Source organism: Altererythrobacter sp. KTW20L, from assembly GCF_023501975.1.
In the GTDB taxonomy this organism is placed as follows: Bacteria; Pseudomonadota; Alphaproteobacteria; order Sphingomonadales; family Sphingomonadaceae; genus Alteraurantiacibacter.
Map to the genome: position 1 here is coordinate 110,451 of NZ_JAMFLH010000012.1, position 19,092 is coordinate 129,542.

The window sequence follows — 19,092 nt, forward strand, 5'->3', positions numbered from 1 at the left end:
CATTGTATGCTTAGCGGCCCCATCGCTTCTTGCCACCCGCAAACGGCCCTTAGTGAGGGGCAGATTCGCTCACGTTACTGTCGAAGCCTACCAGCTGCCAAGGCCAGGCATTGCGCCCATTCAAGCAGTATCCACGTTTTGTCCGGATTCGGGAGGTCGACTGATCAGCTCGCAGAACCGCAATGAGGGTGAAAAGCCGCCATCATGCCGGCCCAGGCGAGACAATCACCCAGTTCTCATCTTCATGCCGTCGGGTGCGCCAATTCTGTGCGCTGCTTTCACCGGTTGCTTGAGTGCATGCGTCAAATCTCGTTTGCCGCGGCGAACCGGTTGATGTGCTCGGCAGCGCGGAAGGCAAGGGCTTCGATGGTGTGGGTTGGCTGGCCGCGTGTGGAAGTCGGCAGGCTGGAACCGTCGCACAGGAACAGGTTCGTCACATCGTGCGTGCGATGGTACTTGTCGATTACCGAGGTCGTCGGGTCGTCGCCCATGCGGCATGTGCCCAGCAGGTGGACACCGCCATTGGCCGGGCCAACCTCGCTTGGCACGATCTGGACTGCGCCGGCGGCATCCATGATCTCGACCGCCCGATCGACCATGAACTGAGCGTGCTTCATGTCGTCCGGATGGTCCTTGTAGGTCACCCGCATGGCCGAAACACCCCAGTCGTCCTTCAGGTCGGGGTCGATGTCGATCCGGTTGGTCGGCTGCGCCAGCGACGTGCCGTGGCCCGCGCAATTCATCCAGTGGGTGTAGCTTTCGAGATAGTCCTTGAACTCCGGCCCCCAGGTCGGCGTGCCTTCCGGAACGTTCTGGCCCCAGGTCAGCGGGCCGCCGGATCGCGCCGTAAAGCCGCCACCGCCATAGAAGCCGCGCGCCGGATCGGAATTGTAGAAATCGTGCAGCATCATGGTGACGTTGGCACCCTTGTACTCGTTCAATGGCTCCTCGAACCGCGCCTGTGCGCCGCCGCCCTTGTTGAGCATCAGGTTGCGGCCCACCATGTCGCTGGAATTGGCAAGGCCCGTGGGTTGCGCGTTGGTGGCGGAATTGAGTAGCAGTTTGGGCGTTTCGGAGCCATTGGCGCAGACCACCACGGCGCGGGCGTGCTGGAACTGCTCCACCCGATCACCATCGAAATAGTGTACGCCGGTGGCGCGGCCGGCATCATTCATGCCGATCTGGAACACATAGCTGTTGGAGCGGACCTCGCAATTGCCGCTTTCTTCCGCTTCCGGGATGACGGTCCAGACCGACGAATTTTTGGCCTTCACCTCGCAGGCAAAGCCGCCGCACAGCCCGCATTGCACGCAGGCCGGGCGACCCCGGTAAACGGTCGAATTGATTGCCATCGGCGAAGGGAAGGGGTGCAGCCCCAGCGCCCGCGCACCGCGTTCGAACAGCACGCCGGACGATTTGATCGGCAGGTGCGGCATCGGGTAGGGCCTAGAGTGGAACGAGGCGAAGGGGCTGGCGCCCGCCAGGCCCGATACGCCGACTTCCCATTCCACCTTGCAGTAATAGGGTTCCAGCTCGGCATATGTGATCGGCCAGTCCACCAGGTCCGCGCCCTCGATCGGGCCGAGGACGCTGCGTTCGATGAAGTCGATCTCGTGGAGCCGCCAGAAGTTGGCATTGAAGTGTGAACTGCTCCCACCCACGACGCGGGCATAGGTCATCGAATTGCGCCGCACCGCCACCTCGCTTTCGTCGCGGCGGAAGGTCTGCGGATTGGTGGCCGGGTTGTTCGTGATGCCCGAGAGGTGGCGGTATTTCAGTTCGTCGTGCTCGAACTCCCAGGCATCGAGCCGCGGCCCCTGCTCCATGATGACCACGCTGTGGCCGGCCAGGGCCAGCTCCCGCGCCACGATGCCGCCTGCCGATCCGGACCCGACCACGATGAAATCGACCGTCTCGCTGGTCGGAAATGTCTTGCGTTCCATGATCGCGCTCCGTCAGGCGGTGAAGGGCTGGGTGCCGGGGTAGGGGACAAACCCGGGGTAATCCCGGTCGTAGAATCCGAAGGGCGAGGTCCAGAAGTGGCGGTTCTCCACGCCGATCAGGTCCCATCCCTTGTATTCGTGGTTGCCGCCATATTTGGGCAGGGCAATCAGACCGAGGACGGTGAGGCGGCGGATAGCCAGGAAGAACGGAGTCTCATCCACCTCGTGCAGCCATTCGACCTGCTGCGCTTCGGGTGCGGCGGAAAACGGCGTTGCCGAGCCCGTGTGCGCTGCGAAAGCGCTCTGGAATTCGGCCAGGCCCAGCTCGAATTCGGGCCACTGGGCGGCGAAGAAGCTGCCCAGGGCATTGTCGATGAAGTAGAGCACCTGCGCATCACGCGCCCCGGGCTTGGCGCCCCCGGGCACGATCAGGTTCATGATGGCGTCCACCTCGGCGGCCTGCGGCACAGTGAGCCGTGTCAGGCTGGCATGTCCGGCGCCATCCCCGTGATGCCCATGTTCGGCGGCGCTGGCAATCTGCGGCCAGTTGACGGCGATCCAGCTCGCGCTGGCGAGGTTGCCGACTGCTATCAGGAATTGGCGACGCGAGGGGCTTGGTTGTTCCATGAGGTACTCCGCTCCAGCCGGAAGGCCCCCGGAAACAGCGCCTCAACGGGCGCGGAGGGAATACGTCAAACAGCGCATTGGCCGCGCAGCGTCGGCCTGAGGCAGAGGTAGCAAAGTGGATCGCGTGGCCCTAAGCGGGAGGCACACACCGAAAGGGCAGGGCGCATGGCCAGGAAGCATTCGAAAAGCGGTCGCGGCGAAGACCTTTACCCCGAGAGCGATGAAACGCCGACCGAACCGGTCACTTGCTGGCTGTGCGGACGGCCGACCGGCAAGACGATTGTCTGGCACCACCCGGTCCCCAAAAGCCGGGGCGGGCGCGATGTCGTGCCGATGCATCCGATCTGCCAGCAGACGGTGATCGCCAATTTCACCAATTCCGAATTGCAGCGCCACGGCACCGACGTGGCGGCGCTGCTGGACAATCCCAACGTGCGCAAGTTCGTGGACTGGGTAGCGAAGAAGGATCCCGATTTTACCGCCACGATCACCAAGAAGCAGCGCTGAGCGGTTCGTGCGTACACGGCTGAGCATCTGCGTGAAAAAGGCACGCTATGCCGCACAGGACGAAGCGGCGGCGGCGATCGAGCTATCGGGTTGGGAGCTGCGGACCTACCGCTGTGACCGGTGCGGGCGGTTCCACCTGACCAGCCGCACCAAGGGCAAGCGCGTGCCCCGGCCTGCTGCGCCTGCGATTGACACGACTTAGATCAGAACCGCACGACGACCTTGCCGATCTGCTGGTTCGATTCGAGATAGGCGTTCGCTTCCGGCAGGGATTCCAGACCGTTGAAGACCTTTGCTATTACCGGATCGAGCTTGCCCAGGGCGAGGCCGGCCAGTACCTTCTCGCGCGCGGCGGCGAAGCGGTGGGGGTGGTTCCATATCTCACTGGCCACCCAACCGCGCATCGACGCGCCCTTGAATGCCATCGGCCAGTGCGGATAGGGCGTGGGCTGGCCGCTGAGGCCGCCATAGACGAACAGGATGCCGCGCGGGGCGAGGGCCTGGGCCAGGGTGTCAACATAGGAGCCGCCGACCGGATCGAACGCGCAGCGCGCGCCTTTTCCGCCGGTGATCTCCATCACCCGTTCGACCAGGTCCTCCTCCTCGGTGGCGATAACGTGGGCCGCGCCATGGTCCTTCAGCGCGCCAGCCTTGGTGCTGGTTCGGGTGGCGGCGATGGGGATGGCGCCCGCCCAGTTGCACAGCTGGATCGCGGCGAGGCCCACGCTGGATGAGGCGGCGGGAATGATCACCGCATCGTTCGGACCAACTTCGGCCACTTCATAGACGGCATAGGCGGTCATGTACTGCATCCAGATGGCTGCGGCGGTTACGGGGTCCATGTGATCGGGCGCGGGTTGTAGTATGCGAGTGGGAACAATGGCTTCGTCGGCCCAGATCCCGTAATCGCCCTGTGAAATCATCGGTAGGACGCAGACTCGCTGGCCCACGGCGTAGTCACTCACCCCGTCGCCCAGTGCCACGATGGTTCCGGCCCCTTCATAACCGATGAGGCTGGGGAACTGGGGCCGGGTGGGATAGTGGCCTGCGCGGTACATCGCCTCGGCGCGGTTGAGACCGACGGCTTCCACCTTGATGCGGACATGGCCGGGGCCGGGCGGGCCGATGTCCAGTTCCTCGATCACCAGCTTCTCGAGGCCGCCGGTCTCGTGGAATCGTATTACCCTGGTCATCGCAAGTCTCCCTTTTGCCACGCATTCCTGCGCGCGCGGGGCCTCGCTGTCCAGCGTGCCAGAGACAAAAGAAAGGGGCCGCTCCCGAAGGAACGGCCCCGATCTTGTCATACGTAGCGCGATCAGAACTGCATGTTCGCGCCAATGTAGGCCCGGCGACCAACGATGTCGTAGTTGGAAGCGTTATAGCCACCGCCAGTCAGCTGGAATGCAGCCGCGTTGGCAAGCGGGTTGGTGTTGCCGAACGGGGGAGCCTTGTTGAACAGGTTGTCCACACCGAAGCGGAAAGTGACGCTATCCGTTGCCGCGAACGAGCTGTTCAGGTTGAACAGGTTGTACGAACCGTAACCAGTGTTGGTCGTTCCCGACCTGATGCTGGGCAAGTGTTGCCACTGAAGACCAAGGCGGAACTGGTCAAGCGAGTAGCTGACATTGGTCAGCGCCTTGTACCGGAAGGCACCATTGGCATTCAAGCCAGCGTCCGGAGCAGCAAACGTGCCCGCAAAATCGCGGAACGGCGTCTGCGAAGCTTCCGGCACGTTCGAGAAGAACGGCGACGACTTCAGGTTCAACAGGTAGTTGAAGGTCGAGTTCAGACCAAGCGTGCCCGGACCCACTTCCATCCGCCAATCCAGCTGGGCGTCAATGCCCGAGGTACGGAAGGCACCGGTGTTGGTGTAGGCAAGCTGCACCGCTCCGATACCGCCGCCCGTTCCGCGCTGGAAGTTGTTACAGAAGAAGCTGTTCGGATCGAAAGTCGGGTTGAACGCCGAACCCAGGCAGAGCTGCTGTAGTGTCTGACCCGACTGGAGACCAATCGCGTCGTTCACCTTGATGCTGTAGTAATCGATCGCCAGCCGCATGTTGCTGAAAATGCCGCTTTCGATTGGCGAGTCGATGACTGCACCTGCCGTGATCGTCTTCGCCGTTTCCGTGGTCAGGTTCGGGTTACCCACGAAATAGGGGAACGCGAAGCCCGGAGCCGTGGACGTGCTGGTCGAAGCAGCCGACGGAGCGATGTAGTTCGGATCCGAAGGAGCAAGACCGTTGCCGTAGTACGATACAGAGTTGAGCGGCTGACCCGGGATCTGGGTCTTGTCCATCAACTGAACGCACAGTGCACGCACATTGGCACCGTTGGCATTGGCCGGGTTGGCCGAATACGAGAACGGATTACCCAACGAGCAACCATCGCCACCCGTCAGCAGGCCGAAGTTCTGCGTGAGCGAGTAGAGCTCACCGATGTTCGGCGCACGTTCGGCGCGGTTATAGCCGCCACGCAGACGCAGCCAGTCGGCAACTTCCCAGCTGCCTTCCACCTTCCAGGTGGTGCTGCCGCCGGTCTGGCTGGAGTCCGAATAACGGACGCCGGCGATCAGGTCGAGCTGTTGGATGAGCGGAAGGTCTTGCAGCAGCGGAATGAAAATTTCGCCGTACACTTCCTTGCTGCTCAGCTTTTCGTCGATGCTCTGCGCAGGATAGATGCCCAGTGCCTGGTCGAGGAAACCGGAGTTGCGTTCCTTGAGGGTATCCTCGAGGAAAACATAGCCGTTCGAACGAGACGTGGCACCCAGCGCGGTGCGAACCTCGCCCGCAGGCAGATCGAACAGCGACCCTTCCAGGTTGGCTTCCCAGACGGTCTGCCGCATGGTTGCAGTTTCCTTCAGGTCGGCCGTGATTGCCGCGATACAATCCTGCGACACCGGAGCGTTCGTGAACGGATTCAGCCCGCTGGTGCAGCTCGCCGAATTGGCACCGAAGCCACCGCCAACGGCATTGCCGGTGCGCACGAAGCCGGCACCGAAGTTCGGAGCAGACATCACCGTGCGCAGACGTTCCAGCGAAGCCACGCCGGTGGTCAGGAAGTTGGTGACCGATTCACCACGCTGCCAGGTTACATCCCAGCTCCAGTCCGTATCGGGAATGGAACCTTCAAGCCCGAACAGCATGTTGTAGGTGTAGTTGTCGGTGATCGTTTCGCGGTTGCCGAGACCCGGTACGTAGCCGGTGGGCGACCATGAACACGAAGCGCCAGAAACGAAGTTCTCGGCATCCGGGGTGCCCTCGCCGCAGCCAACTGCCGCAACGCGATTGTTGTACGCAGAGATGCGTGCTTCGTAGGCTTGATCGCTCTCGTCGGCTCCTTGGGGGCCCACCGGTTCAACGACTGCGCCACGAGCGTTCAGTAGAGAAGTCAGGGCCTCCGGCAGATAAGTCGAGTCATTACCGTAACGCGGGATCACCACGTTCCAGCCGCCGACGATCGGGCCGGGCTGCTGTACGGTTTCGGTGTGCGAGGTGTTGAAATACCCCTGCGCAACGGCCGCAACCCAATCGTTGATCTCGTACGATCCACGCGTGTAGAAGTTGTAGCGGGTCATCGGCAGGTTCAGGTAATCTTCCTGGAAGTTCTGCGAGATGCCGCCAAGCGACGAACGTACGGTTTCCTGGCCATCAATCATGCTGACCGGGAAGTTGGACACGCCCGAAACGCCAGCGGCCGAGTTGCCGAAGGTGAACGGAGTGCCATCCGGCAGGAAATACAGCGAACCAGTGGCCGAAACGTTGGTAGCCGGATCCCGGTTGGGGAAATAGCTGTTGAGAACGGCCTGGTAGTTGGCGTTGCTGCCCGTCTGCGAGATACCCGAGAAAGTCGGGAAGAAGTAGTTTCCGCCCACGTCCGGGTTAGCCCACAGATCCTGAAACCACGAACGGTCACGACGGAAGGAGGGCCGACGGTCCGAAGTCGAGACTGCCAGGCTGATATTGCCGCGGCCGTCTGCAAAGTTTGTGCCCATCATTGCGCTGAGGCTGTATTCCGCCCCGTCGCCTTCCTGGGTGATGCCGTACTGGCTGTTGATCTCGATCCCTTCGAAGTTCTTCTTGAGGATGAAGTTCACAACGCCGCCCACGGCGTCTGCGCCGTAGGTCGAGGACGCACCACCCGAGATGATTTCGACGCGCTCGATAGCGGCCGAAGGCAGGGTGTTGATGTCAACGGCCATCGAGGCGTTGCTCGGGGTCGCACGGCGACCGTCGATCAGCACGAGGTTACGGTTGGAACCGATGCCGCGCAGCGAGACCGTGGCCGAGCCGGGGGTGTTCGATGGTGATGCCTGGATGTCGCCGCCCTGGGTCGGGTTCTTTTCGGGAACGAACTGCGGCAGACGGTTCAGATTGACTTCGACAGACGACGTGCTCGAATTTTCGAGCAGATCTGCGCCCACTGTCACGATCGGGCTGTTGCCCTCGAAATCCTGACGCGTAATGCGCGAGCCGGTGACCACGATGCGGTCTTCCTGCGCCGCTCCGGCTTGCTGTGCCACAGCCGGAACGGCAATGGTAAAGGTGCTGGCGCCACCGGCCAGCAGCAGGGCCTTCACGACCTGCTTGTTGCTAAAATTCCTCACTTGGTGCTCCCTTCACAGTGAACGCGCACAGCTTCCGGCTGCCCGCGATTTCAAATATCCTGCCACCGTGCTCCGGACCGGCATCGTGCCATGACCGTTGCCTGAAGACCCGAAGGTCCGGCGACTGAATTACCGGAGTTGAAAATCTGGAACGCCGGATGGTCCGGCTTCAGCGTGGCCCTCATGACCGAACTGTTCTAGGCTCTCTCCCCCTGCAGTAGCCCCCTTCTGAATCGGGAGGAAACCGCACGAATCCTTGCATATTGCCTGCCGTTGACAGTGTCTAGTGCGCTTGCCGGAGCAATTGCGGGAAACTTCGTTGCGTCACGTCCCGCGCAAGGGATTGGGGTATCGCAAGGACTGCCAGGATAGGTTGCGACGGAAACTTGGTCCACGATTATGGTAATAATTTCAATGCCTAAGGCTCCGGCGTGACCCGACGTGGCGGACCAGTGTTGCCAACCTGCATCGCTCGCCCAACTTCCGCCCCGAAAAATCTTGTGGTTGACTTGGTCCGTCGTTGCGCCAAGCCTCGGAAACGTGATCATGGCGCAAAGGCAATGCGCCGCCGGAAGCAGGCAAAAGGGGGAGGCCGAAGCCTGATGACAGAGACGAAAAAGCCCGGGGTGCAGGGTGTTACGCCCGGCAGTCCGGCTCCGTGGCGGCGCCTGATGGTCGAACATGCCGTGGCCCTGCGCCTGTCGATCCTGGGCGGCGATCGCGACCCCAAGGGCACGATCTGCGTCGATCCCGCAGCCCGCGCGATGGTCACCAAGGCGCTCGGGCCGATGGCGCTGGAGGCCGTGCGTATCGTGGAGGCCTATACGATCGGGTCCGCCACGACCGAGGCCGGCGAATACCCGGTTATCGCGCCGGGGCTCGGCCAGCGCGAACAGCCACCCGAATTCGTGTCGCGCCTTCATATCATCCTCAATGCGCTGGAGCCCGAGGCTGACGGGACGGCAGACGGCCAGGCCCGCTCGCCCTCGGTAATCCAGAGCGACCTGTGGCAATTGCTCTACAAGGTGCGCGAGAGCGCCGAGATGGCCTATGCGCGGGAACTCGACCTCATCGAGCTCGACAGGCGCATCCTGTTCCTGCTGCACAATGTCGGCCCGCTGGTGCCGGCCGATATTTCCAGCGCGGTCGGCGTGGACAAGGCCCAGGTCAGTCGGTCGGTCAAGCGCCTGCTCGAAATCAAGATGGTCGAGCGCGAGCAGTTGCGTTCGCCGCTGCGGCTCACCCGCAAGGGGCAGTCGCATTCCGAACGGCTGCTTCGTCTGGCCGACCTGCGCAACCGCGAACTGACCTTCGACATCGGGGACGAAGAGCTGGAGGCCTTCTTCGCGGTGATCGAGAAGCTGCTCGACCAGGCGGTGCTGCTCTATGACCAGGAGCGGCGGAACGGCCAGCAGCCGGAAGCGGCCGAATTTCCCCGTCCCGGCGCTGCGGTCGAAAGCGAAAGCCGGTCGGGCGAGCGGATCGTGCTCGACCGGTCGCGGATCATTTCACCGCTGATGACGCTGAGCTCCTACTTCAGCCGCAGCGGCTCGCTGATGTTCAAGCGGCTGACCGGGCTGTCGAACTTTGAAGCATGGGTCCTCAACGAAATAGGCATGGCTCCTCCCATCGAATGGAATGACCTGGTGGACCGGCTTGACCGCGATCACAGCCAGGCTGGGCGCACTGTCAATGCGCTGGTCCAACGCGGGCTGGTGCTGCGCGAGGGCAAGCCGGGCCGGCGCAACGGGTGTTTTGCGCCGACCGAAGCGGGGGAGGAACTGTACCAGGTCATTCAGGATGCCAGCCGCCAGCGCAGCGCTTTCCTGCTGTCACCGCTATCGCAAGCCGAACGCGACAGCTTCCTCGCCACGTTCGACAAGATCAGGCGTAATGCTGTGGTCCAACTCGAACGCGAGCGGGCGTTCGAGGAACTGGGCCAAGCTTGAGCGGGGCCGAGCCTGATCGGCGGGTCGCGCGCGTGTCTTAACGCACGCGGCGGACGCGCACCGGTGGCTGGTTATTGAACCGCAGCATGAAGCTTCCGAGCGCAGCGCGGCGGATTTCGACGGTCGAACCACTGCGAGGAGGGGTGTAGGTCGAACTGACGCTGCTGGTGAATTGCCATTGCGCGCCGCTGTCCAGCGTGATCAAATAAATACCGGGCTCACGCTGCGAAACCTCGGTGACGCGGGCGGTGATTTCCTGAGTTTCGCCGGGGGGCGTCGAGTTGAAGCGTTCCGGAGTGCGAATGTCCTCGCCGCCAAAGTCGGCCACGCCGTCACCTGCACGCGGTGCCGCCGCGCTTTGGTTGCCGCGAACATCCTCTGCCCCGAAGTCGGCCACGCTGCCGCCGCGCGGATTGAGCACCGCCCCGCCGCCTTGCGCGCGGACCTCCCCCGGGATCGTGTTTCGGGCAGGGCCGGCGTTGCGGATATTGTTGTCAAAGCAGCCGAGACGGGCCGTCGGATCGTCGATCCGGGCGCACTCGCGCAGGATGTTGAGCACTACGTCGTCGGCAATTTGCGCCTGGGCGGGCAGGGCCAGCGCGCCAAGCGAGGCTGCTGCGGACAGGACTAGGGCGGCGCGATACGCGATCATGACTGGTAGAAACTCCCTCTCGACGCAGCCACAGTGGCCCCGCAGGGCCATGTGCGCAAGAGGGTTGCCATGGGCTGAACGCAAGTTTTGCGCTGCATCCGGGCTCATTGGCCGCGATAAGACGGGGCGCGCCCTGTGGATTAATCTCCGCTCCCCCGCCAAAGTGCTTGAATCGCGGACCCAAGTGTGATTCTGTCAGGTTATGAACGCACCATCAGGCAAGCGCGAAAAACGGATCCAGTTGCTGGCCCTGGGCTGTCTCTTGGTGCTGGGCGGTCTTGCGCTGGTCGGGCCCTATGGCCTGTTGTCGTGGGGCGAACAAAGTGCGCTTCTCGATGCGCGGCAGGAACAGTTGGCTGTCCTGCAGGACGAGCGAGCAGTGCTGGAAAACCGCAACGACCTGCTCGACCCGGATCATGTCGACCCCGATTTCGCCAGCGAACTGGTGAGGCAGAATCTCAACGTCGTCCATCGCGACGAATATGTGATCGATCTCGAAACCCAACCCTGATTGCGGCAGTTTTGGCACCTGCTATGAACCATTATAACCATATCGGTTCAATGGTGACGTGGGGCGTTGCCAGCGCTTGTCCGATTTGCCTATAGGCAGGATTGCAAGCGCCGCCGCCCCCCATTCGGCGCACAAAGGGACAGGTTGTTTTGGCCAGAAATTCAACATCTTCCGCCGGTAAGGCCGTGCGGATATCCGCTCCCAAGGCGGAATCGAAGAACGCTTCGGCAAGTGCCAGTGCAGACGACGGTTTCGAACTGCGCAGCCTGCAGGACGCCTTTGACAAGGATCGCCGCTACAAGGCGAGCGAGGAAGAGCTACTTGGCTTTTACCAGACCATGCTGCTCATCCGTCGTTTCGAGGAACGGGCCGGCCAGCTTTATGGCCTGGGACTGATCGGCGGTTTCTGCCACCTCTACATCGGCCAGGAAGCCGTTGCTGTCGGCCTGCAAAGCGCGCTGGAAGAAGGCAAGGACAGCGTAATCACCGGCTATCGCGACCATGGCCACATGCTGGCCTATGGCATCGATCCGCGCCTGATCATGGCCGAACTGACCGGGCGCGAAGCCGGGATCAGTCGCGGCAAGGGTGGCTCCATGCACATGTTTTCCACCGAGCACGCGTTCTACGGTGGCCACGGCATCGTCGGGGCGCAGGTCTCGCTCGGCGGCGGGCTGGCCTTTGCCCACAAGTATCGTGAGGATGGCGGGCTGTGCATGGCCTATTTTGGCGATGGCGCGGCGAACCAGGGCCAGGTCTACGAGACGATGAACATGGCCTCGCTGTGGAATCTGCCGATCATTTTCGTGGTGGAAAACAACCAGTACGCCATGGGCACCAGCGTCAAGCGGTCGAGTGCCGAGACGGAATTCTACCGCCGTGGCACGGCTTTCCGCATTCCCGGCATGGAAGTGAACGGGATGGACGTGCTGGAAGTGCACCAGGCCGCCCGCATCGCGATTGACCATGTGCGCGGCGGAAATGGCCCCGTGCTGATGGAATTGAACACCTACCGCTATCGCGGCCACTCGATGTCCGACCCGGCCAAGTACCGCACCCGCGAGGAAGTGCAGGGCGTGCGCGAGAAGAGCGATCCGATCGAGATGGCCAAGGCCGAACTGCTCGCCATGGGAGTGGACGAGGACAAGCTTAAGGACATCGAGAAAGCCATCCGCGCCACCGTGACCGAAGCGGCGGAATTCGCCGAGAAATCGCCCGAACCCGAAGTGGGCGAGCTTTATACCGACGTGCTGGTGGGGAAATACTGAGATGGCGATCGAACTGAAGATGCCCGCGCTCTCCCCTACGATGGAGGAAGGCACGCTGGCCAAGTGGCTGGTCAAGGAAGGTGACAGCGTGTCCGCAGGTGACGTGCTGGCCGAGATCGAGACCGACAAGGCGACGATGGAATTCGAATCCATCGACGAAGGCACCGTGGGCAAGATCCTGGTGCCCGAAGGCTCCGAGAACGTGAAGGTCGGCACAGTCATTGCAGTGCTGAACGGCGAGGGCGAGGAAGCCGCTCCGTCCGCCGAGGCAGCCGCTCCGGCAGCAGCAGAACCTGAAGCCAAAACAGAGACTTCTGCCGCATCCGCCCCCGAGCGCCCGAAATCTGCCGAGCGCGCTGCGGACCCGGAAGTGCCCGCCGGCACCAACATGCACAAGCTGTCCGTGCGCGAAGCCCTGCGCGATGCCATGGCCGAGGAAATGAGCCGCGACGACCGGGTCTTTGTGATCGGCGAGGAAGTGGCCGAATACCAGGGTGCCTATAAGGTGACCCAGGGCCTGCTGGAGGAATTCGGCCCCAAGCGCGTGATCGACACGCCGATTACCGAATACGGCTTTGCCGGTATCGGCACCGGCGCGGCGATGGGCGGGCTGAGGCCGATCGTCGAATTCATGACTTTCAACTTCGCCATGCAGGCCATCGACCACATCATCAATTCGGCAGCCAAGACCAATTACATGTCGGGCGGCCAGATGCGCTGTCCGGTGGTGTTCCGCGGGCCGAACGGAGCCGCAAGCCGGGTGGGCGCGCAGCACAGCCAGAACTATGGCCCGTGGTACGCCAGCGTTCCGGGCCTGATCGTTATCGCGCCCTATGACGCGTCCGATGCCAAGGGCCTGCTGAAAGCGGCGATCCGCAGCGACGATCCGGTGGTCTTTCTGGAAAACGAGCTGGTCTATGGCAACAGCTTCGATGTGGCCCAGCTGGACGATCACGTGCTGCCCATCGGCAAGGCACGGATCATGCGCGAAGGCGCCGATGTTACCATCGTATCTTACAGCATCGGTGTGAAATTCGCGCTCGAAGCTGCTGAAAAGCTGGCGGAAGAAGGCATTGATGCCGAAGTGATCGACCTGCGCACCCTGCGCCCGCTGGATACCCAGACTGTGCTCGAAAGCCTCGCCAAGACCAACCGCCTGGTGGTGGCCGAAGAAGGCTGGCCTGCCTGCTCGATTGCGTCCGAAGTGATTGCGGTTTGCATGGAACAGGGCTTCGACCTGCTCGATGCCCCGGTCATGCGGGTGTGCAACGAGGACGTGCCGCTACCTTATGCCGCCAACCTCGAGAAGCTGGCATTGATCGATGCCGCGCGCATCGTCAGCGCGGCCCGCAAGGTCTGTTACAAGGACTGATTGGACCTTTGGCGTGCCCTACGGGGCAGCGCTGTATGCAGTGGTGCCGAAGGTGCCGCAATGGGCTACCGATTCGGGATCGTCGGCATCGCGCTGGTATATCTGCGTCAGGTCGCGATCATCGCGCACGGTGAAGCTGGCCGTGGTGCGGATCTCGCCCGGAATACCATAGGGATTGCCGATCAGCGGATCGTAATCGTAGGCGATCTCGACGAACATCACCGCTTCGTTGGCAAAGGCGATCACTTCCTCGCCAGGAGGGCCCATGCCGGGAAAGGCGCTGTCCAGGCCATCACCCTCGATGCCATAGGTGGACACGTGGTCCTTTGCTCCCATGCAGCGCTGCCAGTGGATATATTGTTCGTCTTCGGTGCCGGGCACCACTTCGAGGCTGCTGATGATGATTCGTCCGCGGCCATAGAGATCGAGGCGGCTGCCGGCCTGGATCTCGGCGCCATAGAACAGGTCCTGGATATCGCCTTCGAAGATCTGGCGGTTTTCCAGCTGGGACTGTTCACCGATGCGCGAGGCGTTGTCGGCGATGTGGACTGCCAGCTGGTTGATCTGCATCTGCACAATGGCCCGGTTCGCCAGTTCCAGGCCCATCAACCCCAGGCCGAGCAACACCGGCGCCACCAGGGCGAATTCGGTCGCGGCGAGGCCGGTGTTATCTGGTGCAAGCCGACGCAGGCGGTTACGGATGGAGCGCAGCATTAGCATTGCCCCACCGTCACTTCGGTGTTCTGCATCCGGAAGGGCTGGTTGCGCAGCACCGTACGCGCGACCGAGGAAACCTCGCTCGGCACGCCGATGAACTTGTGCAGGGGGAACTGCCGGTCATAGGTGACCGTGACTACGTAGAGCACGGCATCGCGCGCGCCGCCCATGCCGTCTTTGCCGCGGTCTTCGTCCCACATCCCGTTGCCGTTCACGTCCTCGAACGGCTCGCCATCGTTGCAAACGCCATCGCCGTTGGAATCGGTGAAGTCTTCGGGCCGGGCGACATCGGCGAAATTGGTATAGGCCTTACGCTCGAACTCGACCGTACCACTTGGCACGATGTTATGGACAACTTCGGTGACCCGCGCATCGATCTGGGCCTCGGACAGGTCGGCGCCCTCGATCGTGGAATCGCGGGCTGCCTTCTGGATTGCGCCTTCGAGAAGGGAAGCAGTGTAGATGTTGTACGACAGGTCGAACAGGCCGATCAGCGCCAGGATGAAGACGGGCGCGACCAGGGCGAATTCGACCAGTGCCGCGCCGCGCCTGTCGCGCATGACCTTGCGCAGAAAGATGGAGCGGAGCCCGGCCATCAGCGCACGATCCGCAATTCGCCCATGCGCCGGGCGATTGTGCTGAACGTTGCCTCAAGCGAAGCAGCGTCATCGGCCACGAAATAGCGTTCCTGGCCCGCGCAGGTCTGCATGACCGGGTTGGCACCTGTGCCAAAGCTGATAACCCAGACCTGGATGTTGCGCTTCTTCACTTCGGCGCAGGCAAAGCTGAAGCGGTTTTCTACCGTCTGGGTCAGGGACATGATCGAAGTGGGCGACCAGCGCCGCTGGTCCAGCGGTTCGATGCCGTAAGAGCCATAGGACACATCAAGCGGCGCGGTCTCGCCGTCGGTCAGGTAGATCATGTGGCGGGTGGTCACCCGGCCTGGCTGGTCGGCATTCTGCGCGGCGAACAGGCCGGTCGGCGATAGCAGGCGGCCGCCCCAGATCATGCCGATATCGTGATAGGTGCTGCCCTGGACGACCATGCCATCGACATAGGTGGCCACCTGTTCGGCAGTCATTTCGGCCAGTTGATGGGCGGGGGAAGGGCAGGCGCTGTAACCCCAGCTGTTGGCGTTGACGAACTCGGTCCCGGTGATGATCTGCGGGCGGCTGAAACCGCCCCAGCCGTTGGTCCGGATCTCGCGGACATAGCTCAGCTCGTTGAGCATCGGGCGCCACTGGGTGGCCGGATCGTTCGGGTTGGGTACCCGGTCGAGATCGAGGTCTAGCGCACGCGAAAGATCGACGTTGCCATAGTCGGTGATCTCGTAGGTGTCGCGTTCCTCCACACAGCCGCGGTATCTGGCGGTGACATTGGTGGGAGCAGAGGGTGAGCCACCCATCGGAACCTGGACCGTATTGGCCGTTCCGAGGAAGGCGAGGTCTAGCGTCATCCTGGAATAGCGCCACTGGATGTTGTTCTGCCGCACCCGGTAATTGTACTCCCACTCGTCCACCAGCCATTCGTCGCGCAACAGGTGCCCGACGTTGACGTTGGTGGAATAGGGCAGGAAGCCATAGCGGATGCGCGTGCCGGGGGGCTTGTTGCCCTCCATCTGCGCGTGGAAGCTTTTTACCGTGGAGCGAAGGGCCGCGATCCGCGGCTCGGTATCGTCGGGATTGGTCCACAGCATCGAACCTGTGGTGTCGAGCACCATCATGATGTCGGTATTGGCCATGGTGATCTGGGCCGAGCAGCTGGCGCTTACCTGGAGCATGTCGAACCCGAAAGCGCCCATGATCGTGGTCGGCACCTGTGCCGTGGCTACCCCGGAGATCGACAGGTCATTTTCCAGCGTCATCACGAAGTTGCGGGCGACGCTGCCGTGCGATCCGTCGCGGAAATTGATGTTGAAGAAGCGCTGGCCGGTGTCGGCCACGGTATCGGGAATCACGCCGTTCACCGCTACCGAGGTGCCCAGCCGCTTGCGCGCGGCAAGCGTTCCGGCATCGCAGGCCTGCTGCAACCGGGTCTCGGCGAGATAGCCCCGCCCCATATCGATTCCGCTGCCGATCAGTGCCAGCAAGGGGAACAGCGAGGCCGCCGCGATGATGATGACGTTGCCCGCCTCATTGCTCGCCAGCCGGCGCAGGCAGCCTTGCGCTGCGTCTTGCTTGGGGAAGCCAGGGATGGACGGAACCACGGTCATGGTGAGAGCCATAACCCTGCGGACGTAAGGGTATCGCCAACAGGCTTGGTTAATTTGGTTACACTTTTGGGATCGGGCAGCGCAGCGCTTGCCCGCTGGATCACATTGGCAGCGGAATCGAATTGTCGGTCACAAAGATCGGGCGCGTAAAGGTGATAAAGGGCATCTCGATGCCGGCGAAGGCGAGCAGGCTGTCGATCTGGTAGGTCACGGTAATCTGCATCTCGATCGCGCCTTCGATCCGCTGGACTTCGGGCGTGGTGACCACGGCGTTCACACGCTCGCCAGACAGCAGGTATGGTGCCCCTCGCGCATGGTTCACGGCAAAAGTGCGGATTTGCGTTGTGCTGAGGTTGTTGCCCGACTGGTGGGCGATGACCGCATAGCGCGCGGCATCAGCCGACAGGTTGCGCAAGGCATTGTAATTGTGGACTGCGAAGGCGGCCTGGAGGACGCCAAAAACCATGACTAGCAGGATCGGCGCGATCAGCGCGAATTCCACCATCGCCGATCCGCGATCCTGGCTCTGCAGCCGCCTGAACAGTTGCCTCATCATCACGCGACCTGGATCGTGCGCGAGACGCTGAAATCCATCGGTCCGCCCACACCGAAGTGTGTCCACAGCGGCTGATATGTATCGGACATCGCTACCTCGATGTAGGTATTGACGTGGTCGCTTTCGCCGCACAGCTCCTTGCTCGCGACATAGCTTTCGTCCGTGCCGCAGCGGAACACCTCGGCCACGGTGACCTGATCGGTAGTGAGGCCGGTGGATGTCACCAAGATATCGCGGATCGCCGTGCGGGCCTGGGCCGTCTCGGGAAGTGCGGCGCGGACCACAGCGGCAGCTTCGGCCGCTGCGCTTTGCAGTTCGGTCTGCCGCGCCACGATCGAGCTGACCTCGAACCCGCCGATCGCCAGCACGATCAGGACCGGTGCCACGATCGCGGTCTCGATTGCCATCGTCCCTTCGCACTGGCCGGCGAGGCGGCGGGCATTGAGGAGTGCGCGCCGGATCATGCCACCAGCCGCACGCGGGCGCCGATATTGCCCACGATCGTGTCTTCCTGCGAATTGGCGGGGCAGAAGGTGGACATGTCGGTGGTGCCCTGCAGAGTGATCGTGTTGGCCGCGATCATCAGGCACTGGCTGGTCACCCTGGCCGTGCCTGAGAAGGTCACGTTGCTGCTCGGGAAATAGAGCGTCCCGTTGAGCACCGTCTGCGCATTGCCGTTGATGTCATTTTTGCTGGTGCCTTCGCTTTCGCGATCCTCGAACACCAGCATGCCGGCCAGCTTGCTGGCCTGTTCAGCCGGCACGCCGCGAGCGATAAGATCGGATGCCTGGATGGCAGTCAGACTGATGCGCGATCCCCCACGGATCTTCATGTAGGCCCCGTTCTTCAGCACGAACATGATGTTGTTGCCGGTCACTTCGTGCTGGCTGGTGATGTCCACCCCGCCGCCATCGATGATGTACACGCCCGGGGCGAAAGACGAATCGCACCGGATGAAAATGTCGCTGTATGTTCCGGGCAGGACACTGCCCGCATCGGTTCCGCCAGTCGTAGCAACGTTGCTGTAGGTGGTGTTGATCGTGGTGGAACGCCGTTCCCAGATCCTGTTCTGGCCATTGCCCGAAACATGCGTCCAGGCCACCGACGTGCTGCTCGTGGTTCCTTCCTGGGTATTGTTGCTGACAATCTGCCCGGTGGCGTTGCTGGTGGACGTGGAGTTCTGCTTGGGGGCGCCGTAGGTGTAATAGGTGGCGTTGTTGGTGTTCGACCCGCGGAAATAGGCATAGGTCATTGTGCTGGTGGTCGAGACGTTGGCCGTCGTCGTGCCCGATGTGCTGGAGCAGGAGTACTCGCGGTTGACCTGCGATTCCACAGGGTTGGGCGGGCTGAGGTTCTCGAACGGATCGAACAGGCCGGACAGGTTTTCAAGGATCGTGTCGTCGGTGTTGTTCTTGAACCAGTCATCCACTCCTCCGGCTGAAAGGATCCAGCCGGCACTGACGGTGGGATTCCCGTTGGCGCGCACGGAATTGGCGTCAGTGGAAAGAGCAGCCATTCCACACCCGGCAGTGAGGCTGGCGTTGCCGCCGATAGTTATGGCACCGTCCTCGTCGTCGTCGATCGCAATCAGGCACGAGGTAAACGTGGTCCCTGCATCGAAGCTCGCCTGGGCATAGGCAGTAATCGACGCGGCCGAGCCGGTGATAAAGCTGGAGAAGGGCAGCTCGCGGCTGGCCGAAGCGGTCACGACCACGGAATTGGCCACCCCGCCGGCATAGTTCGCCAGCTGAACCACGGGCGCGGCAGAAAAATCCTCGGTCGCCGAAAGGTTGGCTTCGAATTCCTGCTGGGCGCGGGTGACATAGACGTTCTGTGTATCATCAATAGCCATGGCCCATGCTCCGGCCACGGCTGCCTGGTCCACCGCAAACTGCAGCTCGCGCTTCCACATGTACCACTGGGCGAGATCGACGCCGATGCCGGCCCCGCCAATCAGGACAGGCGCACCAAGGGCCACGAGCAAAGTGGCATTACCACTGTTGCATCCAGCCATGCCAATGATTTTGCGTCTTATTTTCCCGATCATCGCGCCGTCCATTCATGGATCTTTTGAACTTCTTACCAGAACTACGACTGGCGTGGTTGCGCGAGCGTTGAGAAGGGCGGTTAACCGTTGTTAACCTTTTGGGCGGGGTTTGCGGGCTTGACCGCAGG

17 protein-coding genes are annotated in these 19,092 nt (G+C 62.3%); 6 read left to right on the top strand and 11 right to left on the bottom strand.

Going from position 1 to position 19,092, the window contains the following annotated elements:
* Positions 1-302: 302 nt before the first annotated feature.
* Together M3P36_RS13005 and M3P36_RS13010 are read right to left on the bottom strand one after the other, a co-directional pair.
* The gene (locus M3P36_RS13005) at positions 303-1,943 is read right to left on the bottom strand and encodes a GMC family oxidoreductase (protein ID WP_249704115.1); all 1,641 of its coding nucleotides are present in this window, start codon (positions 1,941-1,943) and stop codon (positions 303-305) included.
* A 12-nt stretch (positions 1,944-1,955) separates the two neighbouring features.
* Complete coding sequence (locus M3P36_RS13010; protein ID WP_249704116.1) at positions 1,956-2,570, bottom strand: gluconate 2-dehydrogenase subunit 3 family protein; 615 nt, start codon at positions 2,568-2,570, stop codon at positions 1,956-1,958.
* 165 nt (positions 2,571-2,735) lie between these two features.
* On the opposite strand from M3P36_RS13010, the gene M3P36_RS13015 reads away from it, so the two are divergent.
* A complete protein-coding gene (locus tag M3P36_RS13015; RefSeq protein WP_249704117.1) occupies positions 2,736-3,077 on the top strand; it encodes a hypothetical protein in 342 nt (113 codons plus the stop codon).
* A 31-nt stretch (positions 3,078-3,108) separates the two neighbouring features.
* A complete protein-coding gene (locus M3P36_RS13020; protein ID WP_249704118.1) occupies positions 3,109-3,279 on the top strand; it encodes a hypothetical protein in 171 nt (56 codons plus the stop codon).
* A gap of 1 nt (position 3,280) precedes the next feature.
* On the opposite strand, the gene M3P36_RS13025 is transcribed toward M3P36_RS13020, so the two are convergent.
* Both M3P36_RS13025 and M3P36_RS13030 read right to left on the bottom strand, forming a co-directional pair.
* Positions 3,281-4,270 (bottom strand): zinc-dependent alcohol dehydrogenase family protein, encoded by a 990-nt coding sequence (locus tag M3P36_RS13025; protein WP_249704119.1) that lies wholly within the window; start codon positions 4,268-4,270, stop codon positions 3,281-3,283.
* A 122-nt stretch (positions 4,271-4,392) separates the two neighbouring features.
* Positions 4,393-7,680 carry a TonB-dependent receptor domain-containing protein gene (locus M3P36_RS13030; protein ID WP_249704120.1) on the bottom strand — a complete coding sequence of 1,096 codons (3,288 nt, stop codon included), beginning with the start codon at positions 7,678-7,680 and terminating at the stop codon, positions 4,393-4,395.
* A 602-nt stretch (positions 7,681-8,282) separates the two neighbouring features.
* Between M3P36_RS13030 and M3P36_RS13035 the strand changes: the two genes are divergently transcribed.
* Positions 8,283-9,629 carry a MarR family winged helix-turn-helix transcriptional regulator gene (locus M3P36_RS13035; RefSeq protein WP_249704121.1) on the top strand — a complete coding sequence of 449 codons (1,347 nt, stop codon included), beginning with the start codon at positions 8,283-8,285 and terminating at the stop codon, positions 9,627-9,629.
* A gap of 37 nt (positions 9,630-9,666) precedes the next feature.
* On the opposite strand, the gene M3P36_RS13040 is transcribed toward M3P36_RS13035, so the two are convergent.
* Positions 9,667-10,332 carry a hypothetical protein gene (locus M3P36_RS13040; RefSeq protein WP_249704122.1) on the bottom strand — a complete coding sequence of 222 codons (666 nt, stop codon included), beginning with the start codon at positions 10,330-10,332 and terminating at the stop codon, positions 9,667-9,669.
* Positions 10,333-10,483: 151 nt separating this feature from the next.
* Between M3P36_RS13040 and M3P36_RS13045 the strand changes: the two genes are divergently transcribed.
* From M3P36_RS13045 to M3P36_RS13055, 3 genes are all read left to right on the top strand, one after another.
* The gene (locus M3P36_RS13045) at positions 10,484-10,792 is read left to right on the top strand and encodes a septum formation initiator (protein ID WP_249704123.1); all 309 of its coding nucleotides are present in this window, start codon (positions 10,484-10,486) and stop codon (positions 10,790-10,792) included.
* A 191-nt stretch (positions 10,793-10,983) separates the two neighbouring features.
* Positions 10,984-12,060 carry a pyruvate dehydrogenase (acetyl-transferring) E1 component subunit alpha gene (gene pdhA, locus M3P36_RS13050; RefSeq protein ID WP_249704152.1) on the top strand — a complete coding sequence of 359 codons (1,077 nt, stop codon included), beginning with the start codon at positions 10,984-10,986 and terminating at the stop codon, positions 12,058-12,060.
* Position 12,061: 1 nt separating this feature from the next.
* Entirely contained in the window at positions 12,062-13,432 is a 1,371-nt protein-coding gene (locus M3P36_RS13055; RefSeq protein WP_249704124.1) for a pyruvate dehydrogenase complex E1 component subunit beta, read from the top strand.
* An 18-nt stretch (positions 13,433-13,450) separates the two neighbouring features.
* Here the strand turns inward: M3P36_RS13055 and M3P36_RS13060 are convergent, their stop codons facing one another.
* The 6 genes from M3P36_RS13060 to M3P36_RS13085 all read right to left on the bottom strand — a co-directional run bounded on the left by M3P36_RS13060 (position 13,451) and on the right by M3P36_RS13085 (position 18,901).
* On the bottom strand, positions 13,451-14,146 hold the full coding sequence (locus tag M3P36_RS13060; protein ID WP_249704125.1) for a TadE/TadG family type IV pilus assembly protein: 696 nt from the start codon (positions 14,144-14,146) through the stop codon (positions 13,451-13,453).
* The gene (locus M3P36_RS13065) at positions 14,146-14,745 is read right to left on the bottom strand and encodes a TadE/TadG family type IV pilus assembly protein (RefSeq protein WP_249704126.1); all 600 of its coding nucleotides are present in this window, start codon (positions 14,743-14,745) and stop codon (positions 14,146-14,148) included. The genes M3P36_RS13060 and M3P36_RS13065 overlap by 1 nt, the downstream gene beginning before the upstream one ends.
* On the bottom strand, positions 14,745-16,373 hold the full coding sequence (locus tag M3P36_RS13070; RefSeq protein WP_249704127.1) for a Tad domain-containing protein: 1,629 nt from the start codon (positions 16,371-16,373) through the stop codon (positions 14,745-14,747). Before M3P36_RS13070 ends, M3P36_RS13065 begins: the two co-directional genes overlap by 1 nt.
* Before the next feature lie 88 nt (positions 16,374-16,461).
* Positions 16,462-16,917: a TadE/TadG family type IV pilus assembly protein gene (locus M3P36_RS13075; RefSeq protein WP_249704128.1), complete on the bottom strand. Its 456-nt coding sequence runs from the start codon at positions 16,915-16,917 to the stop codon at positions 16,462-16,464.
* Positions 16,917-17,381: a TadE/TadG family type IV pilus assembly protein gene (locus M3P36_RS13080; protein ID WP_249704129.1), complete on the bottom strand. Its 465-nt coding sequence runs from the start codon at positions 17,379-17,381 to the stop codon at positions 16,917-16,919. Before M3P36_RS13080 ends, M3P36_RS13075 begins: the two co-directional genes overlap by 1 nt.
* On the bottom strand, positions 17,378-18,901 hold the full coding sequence (locus tag M3P36_RS13085) for a pilus assembly protein TadG-related protein (protein WP_283773479.1): 1,524 nt from the start codon (positions 18,899-18,901) through the stop codon (positions 17,378-17,380). Before M3P36_RS13085 ends, M3P36_RS13080 begins: the two co-directional genes overlap by 4 nt.
* Positions 18,902-19,092 lie beyond the last annotated feature (191 nt).